Annotated in this window: 21 protein-coding genes and 1 pseudogene; 9 read left to right on the top strand and 13 right to left on the bottom strand. The window is 62.8% G+C overall.

Annotation, left to right across the window (positions count from 1 at the left end):
• Positions 1–266: 266 nt before the first annotated feature.
• The 4 genes from AB4O23_RS20630 to pvdM all read right to left on the bottom strand — a co-directional run bounded on the left by AB4O23_RS20630 (position 267) and on the right by pvdM (position 5,572).
• The gene (locus tag AB4O23_RS20630) at positions 267–1,919 is read right to left on the bottom strand and encodes a cyclic peptide export ABC transporter (protein WP_065878297.1); all 1,653 of its coding nucleotides are present in this window, start codon (positions 1,917–1,919) and stop codon (positions 267–269) included.
• Positions 1,920–2,036: 117 nt separating this feature from the next.
• Positions 2,037–2,909 carry a dihydropyoverdine dehydrogenase gene (gene pvdO, locus AB4O23_RS20625; RefSeq protein WP_116079592.1) on the bottom strand — a complete coding sequence of 291 codons (873 nt, stop codon included), beginning with the start codon at positions 2,907–2,909 and terminating at the stop codon, positions 2,037–2,039.
• 31 nt (positions 2,910–2,940) lie between these two features.
• Complete coding sequence (gene pvdN / locus AB4O23_RS20620) at positions 2,941–4,209, bottom strand: pyoverdine-tailoring periplasmic protein PvdN (RefSeq protein ID WP_460106190.1); 1,269 nt, start codon at positions 4,207–4,209, stop codon at positions 2,941–2,943.
• Between the two features lie 19 nt (positions 4,210–4,228).
• Positions 4,229–5,572, bottom strand: coding sequence for a pyoverdine-tailoring dipeptidase-like protein PvdM (gene pvdM, locus AB4O23_RS20615; RefSeq protein ID WP_017530298.1), 1,344 nt, complete (start codon positions 5,570–5,572; stop codon positions 4,229–4,231).
• A gap of 142 nt (positions 5,573–5,714) precedes the next feature.
• On the opposite strand from pvdM, the pseudogene pvdP reads away from it, so the two are divergent.
• Positions 5,715–7,339: pseudogene (gene pvdP, locus AB4O23_RS20610) on the top strand (pyoverdine maturation tyrosinase PvdP).
• 11 nt (positions 7,340–7,350) lie between these two features.
• On the opposite strand, the gene AB4O23_RS20605 reads toward pvdP, so the two are convergent.
• A complete protein-coding gene (locus tag AB4O23_RS20605; protein ID WP_135196525.1) occupies positions 7,351–8,571 on the bottom strand; it encodes a methionine gamma-lyase in 1,221 nt (406 codons plus the stop codon).
• Positions 8,572–8,694: 123 nt separating this feature from the next.
• Between AB4O23_RS20605 and AB4O23_RS20600 the strand changes: the two genes are divergently transcribed.
• The 5 genes from AB4O23_RS20600 to AB4O23_RS20580 all read left to right on the top strand — a co-directional run bounded on the left by AB4O23_RS20600 (position 8,695) and on the right by AB4O23_RS20580 (position 13,415).
• The gene (locus AB4O23_RS20600) at positions 8,695–9,165 is read left to right on the top strand and encodes an Lrp/AsnC family transcriptional regulator (RefSeq protein WP_017530301.1); all 471 of its coding nucleotides are present in this window, start codon (positions 8,695–8,697) and stop codon (positions 9,163–9,165) included.
• A 100-nt stretch (positions 9,166–9,265) separates the two neighbouring features.
• Complete coding sequence (locus AB4O23_RS20595) at positions 9,266–9,856, top strand: antibiotic biosynthesis monooxygenase (RefSeq protein ID WP_065878303.1); 591 nt, start codon at positions 9,266–9,268, stop codon at positions 9,854–9,856.
• Positions 9,853–11,691 carry an amidohydrolase gene (locus AB4O23_RS20590; protein ID WP_460060378.1) on the top strand — a complete coding sequence of 613 codons (1,839 nt, stop codon included), beginning with the start codon at positions 9,853–9,855 and terminating at the stop codon, positions 11,689–11,691. Before AB4O23_RS20595 ends, AB4O23_RS20590 begins: the two co-directional genes overlap by 4 nt.
• A 29-nt stretch (positions 11,692–11,720) precedes the next feature.
• Entirely contained in the window at positions 11,721–12,338 is a 618-nt protein-coding gene (ycaC, locus tag AB4O23_RS20585) for an isochorismate family cysteine hydrolase YcaC (protein ID WP_017530304.1), read from the top strand.
• Positions 12,339–12,533: 195 nt separating this feature from the next.
• Positions 12,534–13,415, top strand: coding sequence for a LysR family transcriptional regulator (locus AB4O23_RS20580; protein WP_017530305.1), 882 nt, complete (start codon positions 12,534–12,536; stop codon positions 13,413–13,415).
• Here AB4O23_RS20580 and AB4O23_RS20575 read toward each other — a convergent pair.
• The 6 genes from AB4O23_RS20575 to AB4O23_RS20550 form a co-directional block, all read right to left on the bottom strand.
• A complete protein-coding gene (locus AB4O23_RS20575; RefSeq protein WP_068934740.1) occupies positions 13,402–14,361 on the bottom strand; it encodes a D-isomer specific 2-hydroxyacid dehydrogenase family protein in 960 nt (319 codons plus the stop codon). The genes AB4O23_RS20580 and AB4O23_RS20575 overlap by 14 nt on opposite strands.
• A complete protein-coding gene (locus AB4O23_RS20570) occupies positions 14,358–15,527 on the bottom strand; it encodes an acyl-CoA dehydrogenase family protein (RefSeq protein WP_065878309.1) in 1,170 nt (389 codons plus the stop codon). Before AB4O23_RS20570 ends, AB4O23_RS20575 begins: the two co-directional genes overlap by 4 nt.
• Positions 15,528–15,564: 37 nt before the next feature.
• Positions 15,565–16,920 carry an LLM class flavin-dependent oxidoreductase gene (locus tag AB4O23_RS20565; protein WP_065878311.1) on the bottom strand — a complete coding sequence of 452 codons (1,356 nt, stop codon included), beginning with the start codon at positions 16,918–16,920 and terminating at the stop codon, positions 15,565–15,567.
• Between the two features lie 11 nt (positions 16,921–16,931).
• On the bottom strand, positions 16,932–17,906 hold the full coding sequence (locus AB4O23_RS20560; protein WP_017530309.1) for an ABC transporter substrate-binding protein: 975 nt from the start codon (positions 17,904–17,906) through the stop codon (positions 16,932–16,934).
• Between the two features lie 99 nt (positions 17,907–18,005).
• Positions 18,006–19,586, bottom strand: a complete 1,581-nt coding sequence (locus AB4O23_RS20555) for a rhodanese-related sulfurtransferase (protein WP_065878313.1) — start codon at positions 19,584–19,586, stop codon at positions 18,006–18,008.
• Positions 19,583–20,194, bottom strand: coding sequence for a cysteine dioxygenase family protein (locus AB4O23_RS20550; protein ID WP_017530311.1), 612 nt, complete (start codon positions 20,192–20,194; stop codon positions 19,583–19,585). The genes AB4O23_RS20555 and AB4O23_RS20550 overlap by 4 nt, the downstream gene beginning before the upstream one ends.
• A 217-nt stretch (positions 20,195–20,411) precedes the next feature.
• Between AB4O23_RS20550 and AB4O23_RS20545 the strand changes: the two genes are divergently transcribed.
• The 3 genes from AB4O23_RS20545 (at position 20,412) to AB4O23_RS20535 (ending at position 22,912) form a co-directional block, all read left to right on the top strand.
• A complete protein-coding gene (locus AB4O23_RS20545) occupies positions 20,412–21,317 on the top strand; it encodes a LysR family transcriptional regulator (protein ID WP_137220258.1) in 906 nt (301 codons plus the stop codon).
• A gap of 106 nt (positions 21,318–21,423) precedes the next feature.
• Positions 21,424–22,218 (top strand): class II aldolase/adducin family protein, encoded by a 795-nt coding sequence (locus AB4O23_RS20540; protein ID WP_017530313.1) that lies wholly within the window; start codon positions 21,424–21,426, stop codon positions 22,216–22,218.
• Between the two features lie 277 nt (positions 22,219–22,495).
• The gene (locus AB4O23_RS20535; RefSeq protein WP_135196527.1) at positions 22,496–22,912 is read left to right on the top strand and encodes an SRPBCC family protein; all 417 of its coding nucleotides are present in this window, start codon (positions 22,496–22,498) and stop codon (positions 22,910–22,912) included.
• A gap of 79 nt (positions 22,913–22,991) precedes the next feature.
• Here AB4O23_RS20535 and AB4O23_RS20530 read toward each other — a convergent pair whose 3' ends face one another.
• Together AB4O23_RS20530 and AB4O23_RS20525 are read right to left on the bottom strand one after the other, a co-directional pair.
• Entirely contained in the window at positions 22,992–24,386 is a 1,395-nt protein-coding gene (locus AB4O23_RS20530) for a sensor histidine kinase (RefSeq protein WP_017530315.1), read from the bottom strand.
• Positions 24,364–25,047, bottom strand: a complete 684-nt coding sequence (locus tag AB4O23_RS20525) for a response regulator transcription factor (RefSeq protein WP_010564812.1) — start codon at positions 25,045–25,047, stop codon at positions 24,364–24,366. Before AB4O23_RS20525 ends, AB4O23_RS20530 begins: the two co-directional genes overlap by 23 nt.
• Positions 25,048–25,269 lie beyond the last annotated feature (222 nt).

Raw genomic sequence — 25,269 nt, 5'->3', positions numbered from 1 at the left:
AAAGGGCTCCAGTGGTGTCTTGGCAGACTTTTAGTTAATAAGAATTATTATTAGACGCGCCGCGTAAGCAAAACCGGATCAAAAGCTCCAAAAAACCAGCTAAAGGGAAACAGGCAATAGCGACGGCGAAGACGTGGTGCGTCGGTACTGTTCTTCGCTGCTGTTAAATACGAGCCAGGTACGCAGCAATTTAGCCCACCCATGAAAAAGCCCCTGGAACACCAGTTCCCAGGGGCTTTACTGACGCGCCTGCGTGCCGGTGCCGATCAGGCCACGGCGTCGGCCTCGACCCGTACCCTTCCGGCTTCCATTCTGACCAGTTGATCGGCGGCATCGAAATAGCGGTCATCGTGGGAGATCACGATGATGGTCTTGCCCAGGCGCTTGAGGTCGGGCAGCAGCTCAGTGTAGAAGATCCGTCGGAACGTCGGGTCCTGGTCCGCGGCCCATTCATCGAACACCAGTACCGGGCGTTCTTCCAGCCAGGCGTTGACCAGGGCCAGGCGTTTGCGCTGCCCGGTCGACAGGTCGGTGGTAGTGAAATTGCCGTCCTTGACCCTGACTTTGTGGGCGATCTCCAGGCGCTCCAGGTATTTATTGGCGTCCTCGGGGATTTGCTGGTCGCCCTGCACCACATCATCGAACAAGTAGTAATCGGCAAACACCGTGGTGAACAGCTGGCGATATTCATCGCGATTGGTCGGATCGATGGGCTGCCCGTTCAGCAGTATTTCGCCCTGTTGCGGCGCGTAAAGCCCCAGCAGCAACTTGATCAGCGTGGTTTTGCCACAGCCGTTTTCGCCGACGATAAACACGATATCGCCCTGGCGAATACTCAGGTTGACCGGGCCGAGGGTAAACGGCGCGTTGCCGTCCACGGCCGGGAAGGTGTAGCTGACATTGTTCAATTGCAGGCTGTGCACCGGGCAGGCTTGCTCGCCTTGAGCATTGAGCAGCAGGTGCGGCTCGGGCGATGAAAACTGTTCGGACAGTTGGGCGATACGACCAAAGGCGATTTTTGCCCGGCTAACGATTGGCAGCGTGCCTATCAGGTGTTCCAGCGGGCCTTTCATATACAGCAGCACCAGTACGAAACCGCTCATCACGGTTTTGTCCGCGCTGGGCCACAGTGTTTGCAGCGCGAGTGCCATGCCGATGACCACGAAAAACAGCATCGAGCCGAAGGTCTTGGCGATCACAAAGGTGTTGATCGACCGCACCTGGGTCTTGCAGATGAAGTCGGCGGAGGCCTGGATGCCCGACACGAACATGCGTTGGCGGCGCGGGCGGTTGATGCGCAGCTCTTTGGCACCCTCGGCAATGGCGTTGTAGTGTTTTTGCAACTCGTCCTCGGCGTCCCGTGCCGCCATGAACCCCTTGATACCCGCACCCTGGGCCAGGAACTGCACCACCGTGCCGATGATGATCGCCACCACCAGCAGCAGGAACATAGGCCATGAAAGCATGGCCAGGTAGCCCATGCAGCCGAGGGTGACGGTCAGGGAAATGGCCAGGGGGGCGAAGGCGAAGGCGAAGTCGCTGATAGTGTCGACATCGTGGGTCAGCACCGGGATCAACCTGTGGCTGCGATAGCGCTCGATTTGTTCGATCGGTGCCGAGAGGACTTTCTCCCCCAGTTCTTTGCGCAGCTTGGCGATGATGTGCTGGCCTACGTAGTTGGTGCCGATATCCGAGCAGATCGAACTGAACAAGGCCATCAGGCAGAGCCCGCCAAACAGCAGCACCACGGCTTGGGTCAGACCGGTTTCAGCATGCAGCGCGCTGTTGATGGTCGCCAGCAGCGTGGTCACGCTCAGGCCGCCAACCATGCCCAGCAGGATGGACAGGATGACCACCCATCGAAAGGGTTTCAGTAGGGTGAACAATTCATGAATTGCACCGCGCTTGGGCTGGGACATGACGGGTGAGTTCCTTGGGGATCGAGACAGATACCCAGTGAAACGTCTGGCCAGGCGCTAAATTTAGCCGCTCGCCGATGGCCGGCGAGGGTTTTTTTCGACCAGGCTCAAACCCCGTCAGAGATCACGCACAACCCTGAACCCGATCCAGTCCCCCCGCGTCTGCGGGTAGATCGTGTTGCGGTTGCCCGAGCGTGAAAATACCGGCGCCTCGCCCCAGTCGTTGCCGCGAATCTGATACCCCTCGCAATTGGGTTCCACCCACGCGCTGCCGTCGGTTGGCGCGCCGATGTAGTTGGCGTGCTCACAGTCGGCGACGCGCTCGTAGACGTTGCCATGCATGTCGTACATGCCAAATGCGTTCGGCGGGTAGCTGCCCACCGGTGACGAATAGCTGTAGCCATCCGCAGGGCCATAGGTGTTGGCGTGCTTGGCGATGCTGTAGCCCTTGCCTTCATCGAAAGGGAAGGGGAAGGGGCCGGTCGAGCCGGCGCGTGCGGCGTATTCGCGTTGGGCCTCGCTGACCATGTGGTACGACTGCCCGGTTTTTTTCGACAGCCAGGCTACGTAGTTTTTTATGTCGTCCATGTCCATGCACACCGCCGGCTGGCGTGGGCCTTGCGGGTAGCGCGGCTTGCTGGCGATGCATTCGCGACCGGGCCGGGTGTCGCCGTCAGCGATTTTTACGCCGGTCTGGCGCACATAGCTGTCCCACTCCGCGGCGGTGACGTGGAAGCGGCTCATGGCGAACGGCTTGGCGAAGGTTACGTCATGCATCGGGCCTTCATCCGGTTCGCGGCCGACTTCGTCTTCCGGGGTGCCCATGGTGAAGGTGCCTGCGGGCAGCACCACCATTTCCGGGCAGTCCTTGCAGTCCTTGAACACTTTGCCCGGTTGTGGCGCGGCGGCCTGGGCCAGGCTGGGCAGCAGGGCGCCGCACAAGGCGGTCAGCGCCAGGGCGGTCAAGGGTTTGAGTCGGGCTGGGATCATCTGAGCCTCTCGTTCAAAGGGAAAGTGGGTGTCATGCGCGCTGGCGTAGCAGGCTCATGAAACGCTGGATTTCATCGGTGTTGTTCAGCAGGTCGGGGGCGGTGCGGATCACCGGGCCGACATCGCGTTCCACCGCATCGATCACCACGCGGTTTTTCATCATGTGGGCCACGACTGCGTCGCTGTCCCGGCCCTTGACCCGGAAGAAGGTGAAACCGGCGGACAGTTCGGGGCTGCGCGGCGTCACCAGTTCGACCTGTGGCTGTGCCAGCAATTGATCTTTGAGTTCGGTATTCAGCGCATGGATGCGTGCCTGCACCTGTGCCTTGCCCAATTGCAAATGCAGCTTGAAGGCCTCGTCGGCTGCCCAGCGATGCTCGAATGCGTGGTAGCCGCCGGGCGTCATGGTGGTGGCAAAGTCCTGGTCTTCGGAGAACGTGGCCACCATCGGTGTGACGTACTTGTTTTCGGCTTCGCGGGCACAGACCAGGCCGGTACCCCGCGGGCCGAACATCCACTTATGGGTGCCTGCGATGAAAAAGTCGCAGTGCATATCGGGGAAGTCGAGGTTTTCCACGCCAAAGCCGTGCACGCCGTCGACCACATACAGGATGCGATCCTGCTCGTCGCGGTGGCGGTTGTGTTCGTGCACCAGCTTGCCGATTTCGCCGATGGGCAGTTTCACACCGCTGCCGGACTGCACCCAGGTCATGCCCAATACGCGGGTATTGGGGCGAATGGCGCGCTGGATGTTGCCCAGCACTTCATCGGTGGACACCTGGTTGGCGCTGTTGAACAGCGCTATCCGGCGCACCTGAGTGCCTTGCTTGAGCGCGCGAAAGTCCAGCACGCTCTGGGTGGCGTAATGCTCGTGTACGGTGGTGAGTATCTCCTGCTCCGGCCGCAGCTTGATCCCGCCATAGATCATCGCCAACCCTTCGGATGTGCTGCCGGTAAGGGCGATCTGCGCGGGCGTGGCCTTGAGGTAGCGACCGGCCCACTCACGCACCTGGCCTTCGCGTTTCCAGGTTTCCTGCAGGTCCCAGTCCATCGCCAGCCCAGGGTTGCGATCGATCTGCGCGCGGTAGCGTTCGATGGCATCGCGCACCGGCTTGGGGTGCGAGGCCAGCAGAAAGTTGGAGAAGTGCAGGTAGCTCGGGTCTTGGTTGAACAGCTGCTTGAACCCCGTCCATGGGTCTTGCGGCGTGGCGGCCTGGGCAGGAGGCAAGAGGGCGGTACCCAGCGGCAGGCTGGCGGCGATGACGCCGGCCTGCTTGAGAAACGTACGGCGGTTGGTCATGGGCTTACTTCGCGCAGGGTTAACGATTGGCCAATGGCTTGGCGGCTTTTTGTACCTGGTCCCACACCCGCAGGAAGTTGCCTCCCCACAATTTGGCGATATCAGCCTCGGAGTAGCCACGCTGGATCAGTTCGGCGGTGACGTTGCGGATTTCGCCGACATTGTTCCAACCGTCGATGCCGCCGCCGTCGTTGAAGTCCGAAGACAGGCCGACATGGTCGATACCGATTTTGCGCACGGTGTAATCGATCGCGTCGCCGAGGTCCTTGAGGGTGGCTTTGGGTTCTTCATCGAGGATGGCGTACAGCGCGCTGGCGTACTCACCGAACTTGTGTTCGGGCCAGGCCGCAATGATCGCGTCGCCCGGCATAAGGGCCATGGCCAGGTTGGGCAGCGGCGGCAAGTCGAAGCGGGCACGCAGGGCGTTGAGCTTGTCCTGGGTCGGCTGGCTCAGCGGGCGCAGGTAGGCGGAGAAGGCCACGATCTGCACCACGCCGCCGCTGTGCTTGATCAACTGCAACTCCTTGTCGCTGAGGTTGCGCGGGATATCCACCGCCGCCCGTGGCGCCGAGTGGGACGCCACCATTGGCGTGCGGCTCAGCTGTGCCACTTGCTCCAGGGCCTTGGTCGACATCTGCGACACATCGATGATCACGCCTAGGTCGTTGAGGCGCTGCACCGCTTGCTTGCCGATGTCCGACAGCCCGTCGAGCGCGTCCACCGAGTCGTTGAAAAACGGCAGCGGGCGCGACGAGTCCGACCAGGCGTTATTGCCCACATAACTGAAGCCGAACATGCGCATGCCGCGCGCGGCCCACAGGTCCAGCTGGTTCAGGTCGTTGCCCAGGGGGTAGGCATTGAGCATGCTGATGAAAATCGCAAATTTGCCTTCGCCGTGCAGGCGCCGAAAATCATCCGGGGTATAGGCGATGGCGACCTGATTGGGGAAGTCGCGCACCAGGCCGCTGATGATCTTGTAGCGCACGTCCTGTTCGTGGCGCGCCGCTTCGACAAACCCTTCGGTGGGCTTGTGCGGTGCGTTGGCGCCGTTCCAGATTTCCGGCCAGCCGAAGATCGTCAGGGCGGCACCGGACAAGCGGCCGCGACTGGCCTTGGCCAGGTCGAACTGGCCGCTGCCGTCCTTGTCCGCCTCGTTGCCGGCGGTGCCGAAATCCACCGGCACGGTGATATGGCTGTCGAACGACAGCAGGCGGTCCTGCAGCTCATTGGCCTGCTTGATCACCTCCAGCGGGTAGCCGGCGTTGCCCTTGAACCAGTGATCCCAGACCAGGTAACCGGCCCCGATGGCCAGTGCCAGCGGCAAGCCGATATACAGCGCCTTTTTCGAACGTGGTTTTGTCATTGCCATCTCAGTCAGTTGAGGCCTTCGCTATCAGGGAAGAACGAGTGCTGGGCGCTTAAATTTAGGCGCCGGCCGGTGGGCGGTAAATTTCCCCGGCCTGCAAACGTTCTAGCTCTGATAAAACCGTTTCCTAAGGTAGACAATGACCATCTCTCGACGTGGGTTCATCGCAGGCCTGGCGCTGACCGGCGCGGCCGTGCCGGCAGCCTTCTATGCCCATCGCGAGTTGACGCGTGCGGAAGAGTTTCCGATCACCCCCGGCGAAGCCACGGTAGACCTGGCCGACACCGCCGGCCAGCAGTTGGCGAACAGCTTGCGTGGGGTCTGGAGCCTGCGCCTGGAAGGTCGTGATGCGGGCCTCAAAGGCTTGCCGTTGCAAGGCCTGGAGCTGATGCTCGACATCGCCCCCCGTGGCCGTGGCCTGCGCGGCTACCTGGATACCGCCGCCCACCTGCGTGCCGACGGCGAACCGCGCTACCGCGTGCTGGGTGACGTGCTGACGGGCGAGGGTGCCTTGCTCTATTGGCGCCTGATCGATCGCGATGCGGCCGATGGCGCGCCCGCCTATGAGTTCAAGATGACCCTCGACGAGGTCTGGGTCGACTTCGGCAATGCCGGCAGCGGCACGCTCAGCGGCCAGATCCTGGACCTGAATCGCGCCCTGGCCCTGACGGAGCGGGACAACCGTTTTATCGCCCACAAGCAGGTGTTTCCCGAAGCCCGCGAGCGTATCGGCCTGAACCCGACCCTGCTGGCCTGGCTGATCGCCCCCGAGCACCGGCTGTTCCACCAACTGTGGCACGCCACTCGCGACCAGTGGCACAAGCTCTCCGAAGACAAGCGCGACGCCCTGCGAGGCATTGGCTGGCAACCCGGCCCCCGGGGCAAGGAACGCGACGCACGGGGCAAACACAAGGACCGTAACGGTTCGGGCATCGACTTTTTTTCATGCATCGGCATATGCTCGGCACGGCGCGCGCCCTGCAGGATTTGCCGTCGTGGCCGGCGTTTCCCGAGCCGCAGCCGGCGCTGGAGCGCGACCGCCTGGGTTTCGTGCGTTATTTCGACAACCACGACGGCTTCGCGCTGCCGCCCACCTGGTCGGCGCCGGACGACAGCGAATACACCCAATGGGTCAGCGACATAAAGGCGGCCGAGACCTACCACAGCAACTTCCAGGTCTGGGAATCCCAGTACCGCGACCCACGCTACCTGGCCAGATTCACCCTGGGGCAACTCGGTTCCGAAATGGAGCTGGGCCTGCACGACTGGCTGCACATGCGCTGGGCCTCGGTGCCCCGCGACCCTTCCAACGGCGCGCCCGTGCCTTTTGCCCGCGACCCTGCGGACTTCGCCGCGCGTTGGTATGCGGCGGAAAACGACTTCCTCGGCGACCCGTTCTCCTCCCACGTCAACCCGGTGTTCTGGCACTTCCACGGCTGGATCGACGACCGTATCGAAGACTGGTATCGCGCCCACGAGCGCTTCCACCCAGGCGAGGTCAACCGCCTGGAGGTCAACGGCGTGGCCTGGTTCGCGCCGGGGCGCTGGGTCGAAGTCGGCGACCCGTGGCTGGGGCCCGACACCCATGGCTGCAGTACCACGCCGGGGTTGCAGATTGGGCGCTCGATGGAGATGGACCCGGAAACCATGAAGCTCGCGCTGCGCATTACCTTCGGCGCCGATGAAGACGCGCTCAAGGGCTTGTTCAAGCGGGTGCCGCAGCGCCCCTGGTACGCGCGGCATTTGAAGGTGAAGGCGACCTGAGGCCTTTTGGGTTACGGCGTCGCCGCACAAGCGCGGGTGCACGTGGCCAGGGCTTGCTGCACGTCCGCCAGCAGGTCGGCGACGTCTTCCAGCCCGACCGATAAGCGCACCAACCCCTCGCTGATACCGTGGTGCGCGCGTTCCTGCGGGGTGTAGGTGGAGTGGGTCATGCTCGCCGGGTGCTGGGCCAGGGATTCGGCATCGCCCAGGCTGACCGCGCGTGTGAACACCTTGAGGGCATTCATGAAGCGTCGGCCGGTGTCGATCCCGCCCTTGAGCTCGAAGGCGATCATGCCGCCGGCCTGGCTCATCTGCCGCGCCGCCAGTTCGTACTGCGCGAAAGAGCGCAGGCCGGGGTAGGTGACCCACGCCACGGCCGGGTGCGCCTGCAAGGCCTCGGCCACTGCCTGGGCATTGCTGCAATGGCGGTCCATGCGCAGGGCCAGGGTTTTCAGACCGCGCATCAACAGGGCCGCGTCCTGGGGCGACATCACCGCGCCGGTCAGGTCCTTGAGCCCTTGCAGGCGAATACGCTGGGCCAGGGCCTGGCAACTGACGGCGATACCGGCAGTGATATCGCCATGGCCACTGAGGTACTTGGTGGCCGAGTGCACCACCACATCGGCGCCCAGTTCCAGGGGGCGTTGCAAGTAGGGCGTGCAATAGGTGTTGTCGATCACCACGGTCACATTCGGCTGTTGGTGGGCGAGGGCGGCTACTGCGGCGATATCCACCAGTTGCAGGGTGGGGTTGGCCGGGGTCTCGCAGTAGACCATGCGCGTGGCGGGGCTCAGCGCCGCTTGCAGGGCGGCCAGGTCGGTGAGGTCGACATGGCGCACCTTGATGCCGAATTCGCCGATGCCATGGTGCAGCAGGGCAAAGGTGCAGCCGTAGAGCGTCTGGCTGACGATCACCTCGTCGCCCGGGCGCAGCAGGGTCCAGAACGTGGCCGCAATCGCCCCCATGCCGGAACTGAACGACACCGCCGCCTCACCGTTTTCCAGGCTGGCCATGCGCGCTTCCAGCAGCGCCAGGGTCGGATTGGAAATGCGCGTATAGAAGTGGCCGCAGGCTTCACCGGCAAAACAGGCCGCGCCATATTCGGCGGTGGGAAAGGCAAATGTGGCCGACAGGTAAATCGGCGGCACGAGCGCGCCATGGTGGTCCTTGGGGTCGTAGCCGTGGTGGATGGCGCGGGTGGAAAAGCCGAATGCAGGGTGTTTATTGTTCATGTCGGGCGCTCCTTATTTCCTACGATGCTATGCTCATAACGGCAGATGAACATTGCAAAATTTGCCGAAAAATCCCGTGTCCTGGGACGAAAATCCTCAAAAAACCATGAATAGAGGCAAATCATGCCCGTCACTCTGGACCGTACCGACAAAGCCTTGTTGAACGCCCTGCAAGGCAATGCCCGTTTAACCGTGGCCGAGCTGGCCGAGCGCGTCTCCCTGACCACCTCCCCCTGCTGGCGCCGGGTGCGCAACCTGGAAGACAGCGGGGTGATCAGCGGCTACCAGGCGATCCTCTCGCCCAAGGCGCTGGGTTATGGGGTGACGGCGTTTGTGAGCATCATGATGGAGAGCCATACCCAGGAAATCGCCCGAGCGTTCGAGCAGCGGTTGTTGGAAATCCCGGAGATAGTGGCGTGCCATAACGTGTCGGGGCGCTATGACTTTTTGCTGGAAGTGGTGGCCACGGACCTCGAATCGTTTGGTGAGTTTGCGCGGGAGGTGTTGCAGACGTTGCCTTGCGTTAAGGAGATCTATTCGAGTTTTTCTTATAAGTCGGTGCGGGCGTTGCGGGTGATTCCGTTGCCGGGGTAGCCGTGGTTTCACTCCAAACAGCACGTACATCCAATTTTCCCCAGCCCCAACCCCGGCAAACTCCCCTCATCGCTGAAACATCAAGGCAGAGGGGCACCCCATGGACCCAGCAGCAAAAACAGGGCCTGACGAAGTCGTCACCCTGGTGGTCAAACACCTGATCAAACAAGGCCAGGAAGCCAACTACGAAGCCTGGCTACGCCGCATCGTGCGTATCGCCGGCGAGCGTCCCGGCCACCTCGGCGTGGATGTGGTACGCAGCCGGCAGAACGGCCTGACGCTGTTCACCTGCGTATTGCGCTACCGCTCCACCCATGACCTGCAAACCTGGCTCGACTCCGCCGAACGTAACACCCTGATCGCCGAAGCCTCGCCCATGCTGGCCGACGGCGACAACACCGAAATCGGCGCGGCCAATGAGTTCTGGTTCTCGCCCCTGGCCGACAGTGCGGCCAAGCCGCCGCGTTGGAAGCAGGCGGTGGTCAGCCTGTGTGTGATTCTGCCGCAAACCCTGCTGCTGCCCTTTATCTGGGGCCCGATCCTGCGGTTGCACCCGTTCCTGTCCAACTACGTGGTCTCGACCTTCCTGGTCACCCTGACCATCGTCCTGCTGGTGGTCTACCTGCTGATGCCGGCCGCCACCCGCCTGTTCGCTCCCTGGCTCGAAGCCTCTGTAAAGGAAACCCTATGAACGCCGATCTGATTCTGTTCAATGGCCAATTCCACACCGTGGACCGTGAAAACCCGCGCGCGACGGCCGTCGCCATCCGCCAGGGCCGCTTCGTTGCGGTCGGTACCGACGGTGAAGCCATGGCCCTGAAGGGGAGCGGCACCCAGGTGATCGACCTCAAGGGTCGCACCGTCATCCCGGGGCTCAATGACTCCCACCTGCACCTCATCCGTGGCGGCTTGAACTACAACCTCGAACTGCGCTGGGAAGGCGTGCCATCCCTGGCCGATGCCTTGCGCATGCTCAAGGACCAGGCCGACCGCACCCCCACGCCACAATGGGTGCGCGTGGTCGGCGGCTGGAACGAATTCCAGTTCGCCGAAAAGCGCATGCCCACCCTGGAGGAACTCAACCAGGCCGCCCCGGACACCCCGGTGTTCGTATTGCACCTGTACGACCGTGCCTTGCTCAACCGTGCCGCCCTGCGCGTGGCCGGCTACACCAAGGACACGCCGAACCCGCCGGGCGGCGAGATCGTGCGCGACAGCAATGGCAACCCCACCGGCATGCTGGTGGCGCGGCCCAACGCGATGATTCTGTATTCGACCCTGGCCAAGGGCCCGAAACTGCCGCTGGAATATCAGGTCAACTCGACCCGACAGTTCATGCGCGAACTCAATCGCCTGGGCCTCACCAGCGCTATCGACGCCGGCGGTGGTTTCCAGAACTACCCCGATGACTACGCGGTGATCGAGCAACTGGCCAAGGACAAACAGCTGACGGTGCGCATCGCCTACAACCTGTTCACTCAAAAGCCCAAGGAAGAACTCAGCGACTTCAAGAACTGGACCGGCAGCGTCACCCTGCACCAGGGCGACGACTACCTGCGTCACAACGGCGCGGGCGAGATGCTGGTGTTTTCGGCGGCGGACTTTGAAGACTTCCTCGAACCGCGCCCGGACCTGCCATTGACCATGGAGCAGGAACTGGAGCCGGTGGTGCGCCACTTGGTGGAGCAACGTTGGCCGTTCCGTCTGCATGCCACGTACGACGAATCCATCTCGCGCATGCTCGACGTGTTCGAGACGGTCAACCGCGACATCCCGTTCAATGGCCTGCCGTGGTTCTTCGACCACGCCGAAACCATCACGCCGCAAAACATCGAGCGCGTACGTGCCCTGGGCGGCGGTATTGCGATCCAGGACCGCATGGCGTTCCAGGGCGAATATTTTGTGGAGCGCTACGGCGCCAAGGCCGCCGAGGCCACGCCGCCGATCAAGCGCATGCTCGCCGAGGGTGTGCCGGTAGGCGCGGGCACCGACGCCACGCGAGTGTCGAGCTACAACCCATGGACCTCGCTGTACTGGATGGTCAGCGGGCGCACCGTCGGTGGCCTGGAACTGCACGCCGAAGGCCTGCCGCGCCTCACCGCGCTGGAGCTGTTCACCCACGGCAGCGCCTGGTTCTCGTCCGAGCAGGGCAAGAAAGGCCAGATCAAGGTCGGCCAATTGGCGGACGTTGCGGCGCTGTCGGCGGATTTTTTCAGCGTCGATGAAGAAGCCATCAAGTGGATTGAATCGGTACTGACCGTGGTCGGCGGCAACGTGGTGTACGGCGCCGGCGACTTCGAAGATTACGCACCGCCGCGCGTGCCGGTGCTGCCCGACTGGTCGCCGGTGGCCAAGGTGCCGGGCCACTGGCGCCCCAGTTCACCTTTGCAAGCTCAAGTACACCAATGCAGTGGCCCCTGCGGCGTGCATGCCCACGGCCATGAAAAAGCCCGCCTTTCCAGTGTGCCGGTCAGCGACTTCCAGGGCTTCTGGGGTGCGTTTGGCTGCTCATGCTTTGCGTTCTGACTATTAAAAACCCACGAAGGAGTTAACCCATGACTTACAAACGCTTGAACAAAGACGATGCCGTCGTACTGTTGGTCGATCACCAGACTGGCCTGATCTCCCTGGTACAGGATTTCTCCCCCAACGAATTCAAGAACAACGTGTTGGCCCTGGCCGACGTGGCCAAGTTCTTCAAATTGCCGACCATCCTCACTACCAGCTTTGAGAGCGGCCCCAACGGCCCGTTGGTTCCCGAGTTGAAAGAGCTGTTCCCGGACGCGCCGTACATTGCCCGTCCTGGCCAGATTAATGCTTGGGACAACGAAGATTTCGTCAAGGCGGTAAAAGCCACCGGCCGCAAGCAGATCATCATCGCCGGTGTAGTGACCGACGTATGCGTAGCGTTCCCAACCCTGTGCGCCCTCGCCGAAGGCTTTGAAGTGTTCGTGGTCACCGACGCTTCCGGCACTTTCAACGAAACCGTGCAACAAGCCGCCTGGGCGCGCATGACCGCTGCCGGTGCGCAACTGGTCAACTGGTTCGCCGTGGCCTGCGAGCTGCAAGTTGACTGGCGCAACGACATGGAAGGCCTGGCCAACCTGCTGTCGCCGCGCATCCCCAACTACCGCAACCTGATGAACAGCTACTCGGCGTTGACTGCCAAGTAATTCGGTCTCAGAGCTGTAGGCAGTCCCTTGTGGGAGGGGCGGTGCGACGATTCGACTTGCTCCCGATAACGGTGTATCAGTCATTGATGCTGAGACTGACCCACCGCTATCGGGAGCAAGCTCCCTCCCACATTTGATTTGTGGTGTTGCGACTATCCAGTTATAAATCCAATAAATGTCCACCGAGAAGCGACAATGAACCCCTTCGAAGACATGCGTCTGTTCTGCCAGGTCATGGAGTCCGGCAGTTTCACCGCTGCCGCCGAGCAACTGGGCCTGTCCAAGCAGTTCGTCAGTCGCCGCCTGATCCAGCTGGAAGACCGCCTCGGCGTACGTCTGCTCAACCGCTCCACACGTCGCCTGGATATCACGCCGCTGGGGCAGAGTTACTACGAGTCGGCCTTGCGCCTGCTCGGTGAAGTCGAACAGGTGGAGCAGGGTATCGCCGGCCAGAACAGCGAACCGCGCGGCACCATTCGGCTGAGCGCGCCGTTGTCGTTCGCCATGGCGCACCTGGGCTGCCTGTTGCCGTTGTTCCTGCAGCGCCACCCGCAAGTGTCGGTGGAAGTCGACCTCAGCGACCGCCCGGTGGACCTGATCGGCGAGGGTTACGACCTGGTGCTGCGTATCGGCATCCTGGAAGATTCCACCCTGATTGCCCGCCGTATTGCCAGTATCGAACGCGTCTACTGCGCCAGCCCCGGGTACCTGGCGCTGCGTGGCACGCCGCAAAAACCTGAAGACCTCGCCGAGCATGACTGCCTGCCCTATGGTCATGGTCGCCAGGTGCAGTGGCGCTTCAAAGGCAAGCTGCAGGCGCTGAATGTCAGCGGTCGCATGCGCGTGAACAACGGCGATCTGCTGCGTGACACCGCCATTGCCGGCTTAGGTGTCACGTACTTGCCCACCTTTATCGTCGGCGATGCGTTGAAGGACGGTCGCCTGGTCACGATTCTCGAAGATTTTGCGCCTGAGGCCCTGACCTTGTCGGCGGTGTATCCCCAGCACCGGCAGAGTTCGCGACCGGTACAGGCGCTGGTGGCGTTTCTGCGCGAGCGCCTGGCTAGCGGCTGTTGAGCGGCGCAGTGACGAGGTTCTCCAGGGCCTGGCCACGGAGGTAGCGGTGCAGGTTGGCCAAAAACGTATCCGCGATCTCCTGCCGGCTGTTGGTTGAAATCGCCGATGTGTGTGGCGACACACGCACCCGTGGGTGGCTGTACAGCGGGTGCCCGTCCGGCAAGGGTTCCGGCTCGGTCACGTCCAGTGAGGCGAGGCCGATCCGGCCGTTGTCCAGTGCTTCGAGCAGCGCCTCCTGATCCAGCAGCCCGCCGCGCGCGATGTTGATCAGGTGCAGCCCTGGCTTGGCGCGGGCCAATACGTCGCGGTCGACGATGTTGCGGGTGGCCTCGTTCAACGGCGCCGCCAGCACCAGGTGGTCGGCGCGGGCGAACAGATCGTGGATGTCCCTGGCGGCTTCCACGCCTGGCGCAAAAGGCGCCTGGCTGTGCCGCAGCGCTATCACCTTGATGCCCAATGCCTGGGCCTTGTGCGCCAGGCGCTCACCGATCGCGCCAAAACCGAAGAGGCCCAACGTGGTGCCCTTGAGGGGGCGCAATGGGGTGAAATTCCAGTGTGAGTCTTTCACCCAAATGTCCGGCAGATGCTTGGATGCGGCAAAAATCGCCGCCAGGGCGAATTCGGCCAGGTTGTCGGCGGCGCTGCCGCGCGAGGTGGTGACCGGCGGGCCGTTGAACAGCCATTGCGGATAGAAGTCGATGCCCGATGAAACCAGATGCACCCATTGCGCGCCGTAGGGCCAGCCCGGTGGTGGGGTGTTTGGGGCGGTGTAGCCGCGCACGTTGATCGGGCGCAGCAGCAGGATATTCGCGTGGGGCGGCAGGTCGCTCGGTACCCCGATGGGCACGCCGATTACCTGGGCCTGGGGATGCAGCGACGCCAGGCGTTCGCGGATCACCTGGTTGAAGTCCTCGTCCAGTTGGCTGGCGATAATCACCTGACTCATGCGCGTACCTTCTGGCGTTGGGCGAACACGGCTTTGCCGACGCCTTGCAGCACGGCGTCGTTCTGTGGGGTATGCACGCGGCTGCACAGTACGTCGCGGTAGTGCCGCTGCAACGGGCTGTGGCGCGACAGGCCGGGGTTGCCCGAGGCCTCGATGGCCAGCTCCACCGCGCGAATGGCGTTATGGGTCACCAGGTACTTCAACTGCGCCGCATGGGCCGCCGGGGTATGGCCTTCGGCGGCGGCGTCGAGCAGGCTGCGGTTGGCAAACAGCAGGGTGTCGATATGCCCAACGGTTTCCTGGAAGCGCGGCAGGGTCGACAGCGCGGCACCCAGGTTGGACGGCTGGCGCTCTTCCAGCCAGTTCACCAGCCAGTCGCGCGCGGCCTGGGCCACGGCGTCATACACCGAGGACAGCAACACCGACATCCACAGCAAGCCTTCGGCATCCAGCTCGGGTTGCGGCGCGCTCCAGGGGCTGACGCTGACCGCGTGATCCAGCGGCACCAGCACGTTGTCGAGCACCACGTCATGGCTGCAGGTGGCGCGCATGCCCAGGTGGTCCCAGGTGTCGATGATGCGGATGCCGGGGCTGTCCTTGGGCACCAGCCAGGTGCCCACCAGCGGGTCGGCGTCGTCGCTGCGCGCCCAGACGCTGAACCAGCTGAGGCCATGGCTGCCGGTGGAGTAGATCTTGCGCCCGCTGATCCGCCAGCCCTCGGCCGTGCGCACGGCGGTGGTTGCCGGCAGGCCGCCACGGGCCGGGGTGCCGAGGTCGGGCTCGACGCGCAACGCGTTGATCAGCGCGCCGTTGCGTACCGCTTGCGTCGCCACTTGGGTACGCAGGTGCGCAGGCCAGCTCTTGCTGTCTTGCAGGCGCGTGTGTTGCAGGTATTGCATCACCAGGATCAACGCCGTGGACGGCTCGCCCTTGGCAATTGCGCTGATCGCCCTGCGTGCCTGGGGCAGGCTGGCCCCACTGCCGCCCAAGGCCTTGGGCACCGTCAGGGCGAGCAGGCCGTGCTCGTGCAACCGTTTGAAATTGGCATGGGGGAAGGCGCCGCTTTCATCGTACTGCGGCGCGGTGTCGGCCAGCTCAAGGGTGAGACGTTCGAGCAGGGCGTCGAAGTGCGCGACTTCCACGGAGCGTAAGGACGGTTGGGTCATAACAAGTACTCGGTCAAAAAAAGGGCAGGGGCATTGTTCAAGCCAATGCCGTTTGCGGGGCGTGGACGACGCTGTAGCGATTGGCCGGCACTGCCAGGCCGAGGTTGTCGCGCAGGGTCTGGCCGCTGTATTCGCTGCGGAACAGGCCACGCTGTTGCAACACCGGCACCACCCATTCGGTGAAGTACTGCAAACCGTCCGGCAGCACCGAATTGATGATGAAACCATCGCTGGCGCCGGCCTCGAACCACGCCTGGATCGCATCGGCGACCTGCTCCGGGGTGCCGACAAAATCGCGCTTGGGCCGCGAGAAACGCAAGGCCACTTCGCGCAGGGTCAGGCCTTCGTCGCGCGCCAGTTGCTTGATGCGATCGGAGCCGCCTTTCTGGCTGTTGGAGCCCAGGTCACCGAGTTCCGGGAAGGGTTCGTCCAAGGGGTATTGGCTGAAGTCGTGGTCGTTGAACGGGCGGCCGAGGGCGACGATGGCGTCTTCCACGGTGACCAGGTCCACGGCTTGCTGATAGCGGCTTTCCACTTCAGCGGCGTCGCGGCCGACAATCGGGCGAATGCCGGGCAGAATCGACAGGCTGTTCACGTCGCGGCCAAAGCCTTTGGCGCGGCGCTTGAGGTCCTGCGTGTAGGCCAGGCCTTCCTCGATGCTCTCCACATGCACAAAGATCGCGTCGGCGTTTTCGGCGGCGAAGTTGCGCCCGTCCTCCGAGGTGCCGGCCTGGAAAATGGCCGGCTGGCCCTGGCGCGAACGGGCGATATTCAACGGCCCTTTAACCGAGAAAAACTCGCCCTTATGGTTCAACGCATGCAGCTTGTGCGGGGTGAAAAATTCGCCGCTGTGCTTGTTATAGGTGAAGGCGTCGTCTTCCCAGGAGTCCCACAGGCCCTTGACCACATTCAGGTGTTCCTTGGCGATGCGATAGCGCACGGCATGGGGTGGGTGTTGGGCTTTACCGAAGTTATCGGCGGTGCCGCTGAGCCAGGAGGTCACCACGTTCCAACCGGCGCGGCCGCCGCTGATATGGTCCAGGGAGGCAAACTGGCGCGCCACTTGGTAGGGCTCGGTGTAGCTGACGGTCACTGTGGCGACCAGGCCGATATTCGTCGTCAGCGCGGCCAATGCCGACAGAATGGTCAGCGGCTCGAAACGGTTGAGGTAATGCGGGCTGGATTTGGCATGGATATGCAGGCTGTCGGCGATGAACACAAAGTCGAATTTGGCGGCTTCGGCCAACTCGGTCTGCTGCTTGTAGAACGCAAAATGGGTGCTGGCATTTGGTTGCGCCTGCGGGTGGCGCCATTCGCCCCAGCCGTGGCCGACGCCATGCACCATGGCCCCCAGTTTCAAATGCCGTGGTGTGGATGGATGTGACTGGCTCATGTTCTGCTCCTTCAGCGCGAGGCTTGATCGTTGGGGGTACGCGTGGCGTTAAAGCGCTTGTCGAAGCCCTGGGACACGTCGATGTGGCGCGGCAGCAGGCCCTCTTTCTGGTAGGTGTCGGCGGTGGCTTGCAGGCCACGGATCACGCTGTCGTCAATCGCGACCGGAGACAGATGGGTGTCCTTCGCCACTTCGATGTGCACCGCCAACGGCAGGCCGGTGATTTTTGCCTGGGCGGCGGCGTATTCCTCGGGGTGGGTGTTGGCCCAGGCATAGGCGCGATCGACGCGGGCGACGAAGTCCTCCAGTTGCGGGCGCTTGTCGGCGATGGCTTGGCTGGTGGCGGCGAAGTACAGGTGATTGCTCAGCAACTGCTTGCCGCTGACCAGTACCCGCGCATGGCTTTGCGAGGTGACCACGGTGGTGTAGGGGTCCCAGGTGGCCCAGGCATCGACGGTGCCGTTATCCAGCACCAGGCGGGACTCGGCGGGCAGCAGGAAGATGAATTGCACGTCCTGGCTGGTCAGGCCGGCGTCGGCCAACGCTTTGATCGCCAGGTAATGCCCGATGGAGCCGCGCCCGGTGACGATCTTCTTGCCCTTGAGATCGGCCGCCGTCTTGATCGGCGAGTCCTTGGGCACCACCAGCGCCGTGGTGTTGCGGCCTTCGGCGTGGATGATGCGCACCACCTTGAGCGCGGCACCGGCACCCAGGGCGAACACGTACGGCGCATCGCCCAGGGCACCCACATCCACCGCGCCGGCATTCAGGGCTTCGCCCAGCGGCGAGGCGGAAGGGAATTCCGACCACTGGATGGTGTAGGGCACATTGTTGGTTTCGCCTGAGGCTTCCAGCAGTGCCTTGATCGTGGATTTCTGATTGGCCACCCGCAACGGTTGCAGGTCGGCGGCGTGGGCGGTGGTCGCCAGGCCGACGGCCAGGGCGGCGCTCAATAGCAGGCGTTTGAAGGGCGTGGCGAATGTCATGGGCGATAGGCTCCAGGCAGATATTGAAAGGTGTGGTTACCTCCGCCGGGAAAGGGGTCGGTGCGGCCTGCACCGGTCAGGTGCAGGCGGGAAGACAGGTCAGATCACATAAAAGCCGTGGGTGCCGTCGCGGGCCAACTGGTCGACCAGGCCGAACTCCCAATCCAGGTAGGCCTGCATGGCTTCCTTGGGGTTGTCGGTGCCTTCATAGGGGCGGCGATAGCGGTCGATGCGCGGCGAGGCCAGGTGGGTTTCACCTTCTTGCAGCGGCAGTTGCGCGTTGATCCACGCCGCCGTGCCGCCTTGCAGCAGGAACACTTGTTTGCCGGTGAGGGCCTCGACTTCGGCCACCGCCAGGCGCGCCAGTTGGCTGCTGCCGCAGGTCAATACATAGCGCTCGGTGGCGGGCACCTTGGCCAGGGCCTGGGGCAGTTGCGCGCGCAACACCCACCAGGCACCGGGGATATGGCGCTTGACATAGTTGGCGCTGGCGGTGAAGTCCAGCACCACGGTATCGCCATGGCCCAGCCAGTCGGCGAGGGTGTGCGGGCTGATCAGTTCGGCTTGGGGTGGGACGGGTACCGGGGCGACCCAGGCACCTTTCTCACTGAAGTGCGCGGGTTGCAAATCATCCAGCACGTGTACCGCCCAACCCAACTGCGCGAGCCAGGACGCCGACATGTTGGCGCGCACGCCGTCATCATCGGCCAGCACCAGCCGCGCGCCGCGCACGCTGGCGACGTGGTCGGTTTCCTGCACCAACTGGCCGCCCGGGGTGGAGCGCGCGCCCGGCAGGTGGCCGGCTTCGAATTCTTCCGGGGTGCGCACATCGAACAGGTAGGTGGTGCGGGTCGTTTCCTGCTGCCAGCGTTGCAGATCCGCCAGGGTGGCGCGGCCGACGCCGGCCTTGTCGGCGACGCGGCGCGCATCTTGGGCGGCAATGTGGCGGTGTTCTTCTGCGGTCGGGGCAAAGCGGCGCGCCTGGCCATGGGCAAGTGTCTGCCCGGCCAGGGTCCAGCCGATGGTGCCGTTGCGCAGCGCTGAAACGGGGTTGGCCACGCCGGCATTGATCAGTGATTGAGTGCCGATAATGCTGCGGGTACGCCCGGCGCAGTTGACGATGATGCGGGTGGCCGGGTCGGGCGCGAGTGTCCGGGCGCGCAGCACCAGCTCGGCACCGGGCACGCTGATGCTGGTGGGGATGCTCATGGTCTGGTATTCGTCGAAACGGCGAGCGTCGAGCACCACCACATCGGCCTGGCTGTCGAGCAGGGCCTGTACCTCTTCGGCGGCCAGCGACGGCGTGTGGCGCTCGCTCTCCACCAGTTCGCCAAAGGCCTTGCTGGGCACGTTCACATCGATAAACAGCTCACCGCCGGCGCTGCGCCAACCGTGGAGGCCACCTTCAAGCAGGCTCACCTGGGTGTAGCCCAGTGCAAGCAGGCGCTCGGCGGCGCGGCTGGCCAAGCCTTCGCCGTTGTCGTAGACGGTCACCTGGGTATCGCGCCGTGGAATGCGCGAATACACCTCCAGTTCCAGCTTGGACAAGGGGATGTTTGCCGCGAACAACGGGTGGGCTTGGGCGAAGGGCGCTTCTTCGCGTACATCAATCAGGGCGATTTCCTCACGCGCCAACAGGGCCTGGCGAATCTGCGAGAAGCTGCGGGTCGGTGTGCTCATAGGGCAGGGCTCTTTTCTTTGGACAAATCCCAGATGTTCGGGAGAAAGGCGTTGGAGTAACCGGAAATAAACAGTTTTTCGCTGCCGTCGGGCTGGTACACCGCGCGGCGTACCGCACCGATATTGGCGCCGTACACATGAATGCTGATCGACACTTGGTCACTGTGCGCGTTGCTGACCTGATGGATATCACCGACCTTGGGCGATACGGCTTCCACCTGGCCTGGCACCAGTTCAATCGGCTTGCCTTCGGCGACCAGGCGGCCATCGGGCGCGCGTTCAAAGCCTTGGGACAATTCCGCGCCGCGCAACATGCCGATCAGCCCCCATACCCGATGGTCATGAATCGGCGTGCTTTGCCCCGGCCCCCATACAAAACTGACCACGCTGAAGCGCTGGCGCGAGTCGGCGTGCAGTAAAAACTGCTGGTAGCGCTCGGGATCGGGCTGGGCAAATTCGTCGGGCAGCCAGTCGTCATGGCTGACCAGTTGCGCCAGGAGCTTGCCGCCACGGTGCAGCAGGTCGCCTTCGCGTGGGTTGCCGTCGATCAGTTCCGCCAGGGCGCCTATAAAGGCTCTGAGTCTCTCGGGGTGTCGGGCCTGGGTCATGGCGCTTCCAGTGAGTGGTCGGTGGTGATGGGTTTATCTAAGCATAATGTTTATATTTAATATGCTATTTTTTAATGATTAGCTTATAGCTGAAGGTAATTTAGAACCGGGCAGACTAGGCTTAGACGTTATCGATCACAGGCCGAGCTATCCAGATGCCGTTCGCGCAACTATGCTTCGCACACATCTTAATGACGGTTCTCTATGTGCGGCCCAAATGAAAATTGACGATATCGATGCCTTTGTCGAAGTGATTCGTTGCCAGTCCATCAGCCATGCCGCCGAGTCGTTGCAATTGACCCAGCCGGCCATCACCCGCCGCGTGCAGAACTTCGAGCAGGCGCTGGGGGTGGCGTTGTTCGACCGCAACACCAAACCCTTGAAGCCCACCTTGATCGGCACCCGTGTGTATGAACAATGCCGCTTGATCCTGCGCGAGATGGACGCCCTGCGCGAACTGGTGGCCACCGACGCACCGCCCACCGGCCTGTTGCGCCTGGGCGTGCCGCAGACCATCGGCGATGTGGTGCTGTTGGATGCGCTCAAGCACCTGCGCAGCGAATACCCTGAGCTGCGCGCGCAGGTCGCCACCGGCTGGGGTAGCCAGTTGGTGGGCAAGATCGAGCGCGGCGAGCTGGATGCGGCGGCGGCGTTGTTCCCGGCCGGCAAGATCTTCCCGGACAACATCGTCGGCGAGTCCATCGGCAAGATGGAACTGGTGGTGGTGTGTGCCAAGGCGCAACTGCCGAAAAAACCGTGCAAGCTGGCGGATGTGTACCAGAACGGTTGGGTCCTCAACCCGGACGGCTGTGGGTTCCGTGCCGGTTTGCAGCGCACCTTGTCCGACCAGGGCCTGGCGTTGCGGGTCAACCTGGAAACCTTCGGCACCGAGCTGCAACTGGGCCTGGTCGCCGATGGCCTGGGCCTGGGCCTGGTGCCGCGCCCGTTGCTGGAACGCAGCGCGCACCGCGAACACTTGGCGGTGATGCCGCTCAAGGACTTCAAGCCGGTGATGAACCTGTGGCTGATCTACCCGCATTTTCTGGGCAACCTGCAAGGGCCGGTGGATGCGTTCGGCCAGTGGGTCGCAGCCTCTTTGCAGAAGATCGAGGATGCAGCTTGATATGAAAAAAATAATAATTAGCTTAGATTAAAATGTGCTTTTTATTATTTTTTGCAAACCCCTAGGCTTGCCTGGAAGACCTTAAGGCCATCCAGGAAGTTTTGCCATGAGCAGCGTCACCTCGATTTCCAACGTTTCCAGCACCGTCCGCCAACGCGTTACGCCAGAGGAGTGGGAGGTGCGCGTCAAACTGGCCGCCGCCTACCGCCTGGCGGCGCTGTACAAGTGGACCGACCACATCTACACGCACTTCTCCGCCCGCGTGCCGGGCCCGCAGGAACATTTCCTGATCAATGCCTTCGGGCTGTTGTTCGATGAAATCAACGCCTCCAACCTGGTCAAGGTCGATCTTGACGGCACCCTCGTCGACGACCCCACCGGCCTGGGCATCAACTACGCCGGCTATGTGATCCACAGCGCCATCCACGGTGCGCGGCCTGATCTGCAAGCGGTGTTGCACACCCATACCCGCGACGGCATTGCGGTGTCGGCGCAAAAGGACGGTTTGCTGCCGATCTCCCAGCATTCCATCGCCTTCTCCGGGCGCGTGGCGTACCACGGCTATGAAGGCATCGCCCTCGACCTGGACGAACGTGAGCGGCTGGTGGCGGATCTGGGCGACAAGAGCGTGATGATCCTGCGTAACCACGGCTTGTTGACGGCGGGTATCAGCGTCGAGCATGCGTTCCAGCAACTGCAAAGTCTGGAGCGCGCATGCAATATCCAGATCGCGGCCCAGGCGGCCGGCAACGCGGAGTTGGTGTTCCCGCCGCAGGCGGTGGTGGCGAAGGTGGAAGAACAGGCCAAGGCCCACAGCAGCGGCGAAGGCCCCGGCGTGGCGCGGCATTGGAATGCACTGATTCGCCAATTGGAACGCACGGATACCGACTACAAGAACTGATCCCGAGCCAAGTGAAGATCGACCTGTGGGAGGGGCGGTGCGACGATTCGACTTGCTCCCGATGGCGGTGGGTCAGTCACTGCATCGGTTGACTGACCCACTGCAATCGGGAGCAAGCCCCCTCCCACTTTTTAGCTGCATTTCAAAGTGAGCGCTTGGGCCGCTGGGGCAGGGGCATAGGGTGCCGAGCGGGTCGATCAGTTGCGGGAATTGATGCATTGAAGGCCATGGCGTGGCAGGCTGGGCAACGTTTTCCCATGACGTTTGGAGATTTACCGTGCCAACAGCATTTGCAGTGATTGAAATCCCGGTATCGGCCGACACGGTCTGGCAATTAGTGGGCGGCTTCAACAGCCTGCCGGACTGGCTACCCTTGATCGCCAAGAGCGAACCTGGCGAAGGCGGCCGCCTGCGTCACCTGACCACCGCTGACGGCGGTGCGATCGTCGAGCGTTTGCAGACCTTCGATAATGTGGCGCGTACCTACAGCTACACCATTGAAGCGTCGCCATTTCCGGTGAGTGCGTACCTGGCGACGTTGCAGGTCGAGGCGTTGACCGACACGTCGGCGAAGGTGACCTGGTCCGGTGTGTTTACCCCGACGGCGGATATTACGGAGGAGGCGGCGCAAGAGCTGTTTACTGGCGTCTACCAGGGTGGGCTTGAGGCGCTGCGCGCGAACTTCCCGGCCTGACTCGCTCTAGCCGGCAATGCCGGACGCATGTGGGAGGGGGCAAGCCGCTTCCCACATTTGGACCTCGCCGGCTTATCGATCAGGCTTCGGGCATCAGTTGCTGGCGGCACTCCAGCACCAAGCGTGCGCCGCCTTGCTGACTGCTGCCCACCTCCAGCCTGAACCCATGCAGGTTGATGATCGCCGCCACGATCGACAAGCCCAATCCGAACCCGCCTTGCTGGTCACTTTCATCCACGCGGTAAAACCGTTGGAACACCGCCGCGCGTTCCGCTACCGGTATGCCCGGCCCGGAATCGTGCACTTCGATGCGGGTGCTGCCGGCATCGTTGACCCCGCGCAAAATCACCGTACCGCCCGCCGGGCTGAACTTGATCGAGTTGCTCAGCAGGTTGGACAGGGCTTCGAACAGCAGTGCGCGATCGCCGGTGATCCACGGCAGGGACTCCGGGGTTTCCAGGCGCAGCTGCAATTCACCTTCTTCGGCCAGCGGCAGGTAGAAGTCGTGCAATTCGCGCAGCAGTGGCAGCGGGTCCATGACCAGGAAACCGGAACGGCGCTGGTGGTCTTCCAGTTCGGAGATGCGCAACAGCCCGCGAAAGCGTGCCATCAGGGTGTCGGTCTCGGCAATCGCGTCGTCCAGTTTCAGCGCGTAGCCGCAACCCTGATCGGCCTCTTGCCGGATGCGGTAGAGCTGCGCCCGCAGGCGGGTGAGCGGGGTGCGCAGGTCATGGGCGATGTTGTCACACACGCCCTTGACCTCGTTCATCAGCTTCTCGATGCGGTCGAGCATCGCGTTGACGATGGCCGCGAGCATGTCCAGTTCGTCACGCCGATTGGACAGCGGCAGGCGGTGGGTGAGGTCGCCGGCGACGATGGCCTCGGCACTGGCCTGGATCCCACGGATACGCCGTAACGGCCTGCGACGTAGCAAATGCCAGCCGGCCGCGCCTGGGATAATCGTCAACGACAGCGCCCACAACAACGCGTGCCAGATAATCCGCGTCACGCCGAACAGCGAACCGTTGGCGCGCACCAGCACCAGCCAGCGGCCGTCGTCGGTGTGGGTCGCCACGGCATCGCAGCTGTCCTTGGGCAGCTTGGGGTCGTCGGAGTCGACACAGTTGCTCAGCGGGTGGATCTTGCCGTCCAGGGGCAGGTCGGGCGGGATCGCGCGGATCGGCCCACTCAGCGGGTGGAATTGCTCGTCGAACAGGCCGTAGGCGTCTACGCCCTTCATGTCGAAGGTCATGCTGGTGGTCAACGCTTCCACCAGCTCTTCACCGTCAAAACGCTGGAAGAGGTGCTGGCGCTGCATCAGCGAATGGCGCGACAGATCACTCAGGTAACCGGACACCTCGAAATACAGCACCCCCATGAGGATGCAACTCCAGGCCACGAACAGCGAACTGTACAGCGCCAGCAAACGGCTGCTGGAAGAACGCCAGCCTTTAGAGGGGTTCAGCAATGACATAACCCGAACCTCGTACCGTGCGGATCAGCGGCGTGAGGCCCGGGGGATCGATTTTCTTGCGCAGGCGACCGATATGCACGTCGATCAGGTTGGTGCCGGGGTCGAAGTGATAGCCCCAGACTTCCTCGAAAATCATCATTCGCGACAGGATCTGCCCGGTGTTGCGCATCAGGAATTCGAGCAATTTGTATTCGGTGGGCAACAGGCTCAGGGGCTGATCGGCGCGGCTGGCTTCGCGGCTGATCAGGTTGAGCTCCAGGTCGGCCACGCGCAGCGCGGTTTCAAATTCCTTGACCGTGCTTTTGCGCCGCAGCAGCACTTCGACGCGCGCGGCCATTTCATCGGAGGCAAACGGTTTGGTCAGATAGTCATCACCGCCGGCGCGCAGGCCGCGCACGCGTTCGTCCACATCAGAGAGGGCGCTGATCATCAGGATTGGCGTGGACACACCAATGGTGCGCAGGGTGGTGACGATGGCCAGGCCATCCAATTCCGGGAGCATGCGGTCGAGGGTGATCAAGTCGTAATCCCCACTCACGGCACGGACCAGGCCTTCGCGGCCGTTGTCCACCCAGTCTACGTCCAGTCCATGGCTACTCAGCTCGGCGACGATCTCGCGAGCCGTTACAGCGTCATCCTCGATGGTCAAAATGCGGGTCATAGGATTACCTGGTGAGCGATTCACACTGAAGTGCGGCTATTTTGCCAACAAATGCCTGAACGCTTCCTAAATAAAACTTCATGTTTTGCAGAACCGCCGCCGTTCAATCGCGCGCCCGCTCTCGCCCACGCAGGGCTGGGCGTGGGAATGCATTACGCCCGCCTCACGCTGTCATTTATTGCAAGTTGCATGGTTCGGGTAAGTTCAATTTAGTTAGGTGGT

Source organism: Pseudomonas sp. H2_A10, assembly GCF_054680085.1.
Note: the sequence above shows the minus strand (reverse complement) of the source record. Positions and strands in the feature narration are given on the sequence as shown.

Coding starts and splice junctions, on each gene's coding strand:
- AB4O23_RS20565 (WP_065878311.1), bottom strand. CDS start 16,920: ATGAGCCAGTCACATCCATCCACACCACGGCATTTGAAACTGGGGGCC.
- AB4O23_RS20590 (WP_460060378.1), top strand. CDS start 9,853: ATGAACGCCGATCTGATTCTGTTCAATGGCCAATTCCACACCGTGGAC.
- AB4O23_RS20580 (WP_017530305.1), top strand. CDS start 12,534: ATGAACCCCTTCGAAGACATGCGTCTGTTCTGCCAGGTCATGGAGTCC.
- pvdO (WP_116079592.1), bottom strand. CDS start 2,909: ATGATCCCAGCCCGACTCAAACCCTTGACCGCCCTGGCGCTGACCGCC.
- AB4O23_RS20545 (WP_137220258.1), top strand. CDS start 20,412: ATGAAAATTGACGATATCGATGCCTTTGTCGAAGTGATTCGTTGCCAG.
- AB4O23_RS20540 (WP_017530313.1), top strand. CDS start 21,424: ATGAGCAGCGTCACCTCGATTTCCAACGTTTCCAGCACCGTCCGCCAA.
- AB4O23_RS20570 (WP_065878309.1), bottom strand. CDS start 15,527: ATGACCCAACCGTCCTTACGCTCCGTGGAAGTCGCGCACTTCGACGCC.
- pvdN (WP_460106190.1), bottom strand. CDS start 4,209: ATGACCAACCGCCGTACGTTTCTCAAGCAGGCCGGCGTCATCGCCGCC.
- AB4O23_RS20600 (WP_017530301.1), top strand. CDS start 8,695: ATGCCCGTCACTCTGGACCGTACCGACAAAGCCTTGTTGAACGCCCTG.
- AB4O23_RS20525 (WP_010564812.1), bottom strand. CDS start 25,047: ATGACCCGCATTTTGACCATCGAGGATGACGCTGTAACGGCTCGCGAG.
- AB4O23_RS20550 (WP_017530311.1), bottom strand. CDS start 20,194: ATGACCCAGGCCCGACACCCCGAGAGACTCAGAGCCTTTATAGGCGCC.
- pvdM (WP_017530298.1), bottom strand. CDS start 5,572: ATGACAAAACCACGTTCGAAAAAGGCGCTGTATATCGGCTTGCCGCTG.
- AB4O23_RS20595 (WP_065878303.1), top strand. CDS start 9,266: ATGGACCCAGCAGCAAAAACAGGGCCTGACGAAGTCGTCACCCTGGTG.
- AB4O23_RS20530 (WP_017530315.1), bottom strand. CDS start 24,386: ATGTCATTGCTGAACCCCTCTAAAGGCTGGCGTTCTTCCAGCAGCCGT.
- AB4O23_RS20630 (WP_065878297.1), bottom strand. CDS start 1,919: ATGTCCCAGCCCAAGCGCGGTGCAATTCATGAATTGTTCACCCTACTG.
- AB4O23_RS20555 (WP_065878313.1), bottom strand. CDS start 19,586: ATGAGCACACCGACCCGCAGCTTCTCGCAGATTCGCCAGGCCCTGTTG.
- AB4O23_RS20605 (WP_135196525.1), bottom strand. CDS start 8,571: ATGAACAATAAACACCCTGCATTCGGCTTTTCCACCCGCGCCATCCAC.
- ycaC (WP_017530304.1), top strand. CDS start 11,721: ATGACTTACAAACGCTTGAACAAAGACGATGCCGTCGTACTGTTGGTC.
- AB4O23_RS20575 (WP_068934740.1), bottom strand. CDS start 14,361: ATGAGTCAGGTGATTATCGCCAGCCAACTGGACGAGGACTTCAACCAG.
- AB4O23_RS20560 (WP_017530309.1), bottom strand. CDS start 17,906: ATGACATTCGCCACGCCCTTCAAACGCCTGCTATTGAGCGCCGCCCTG.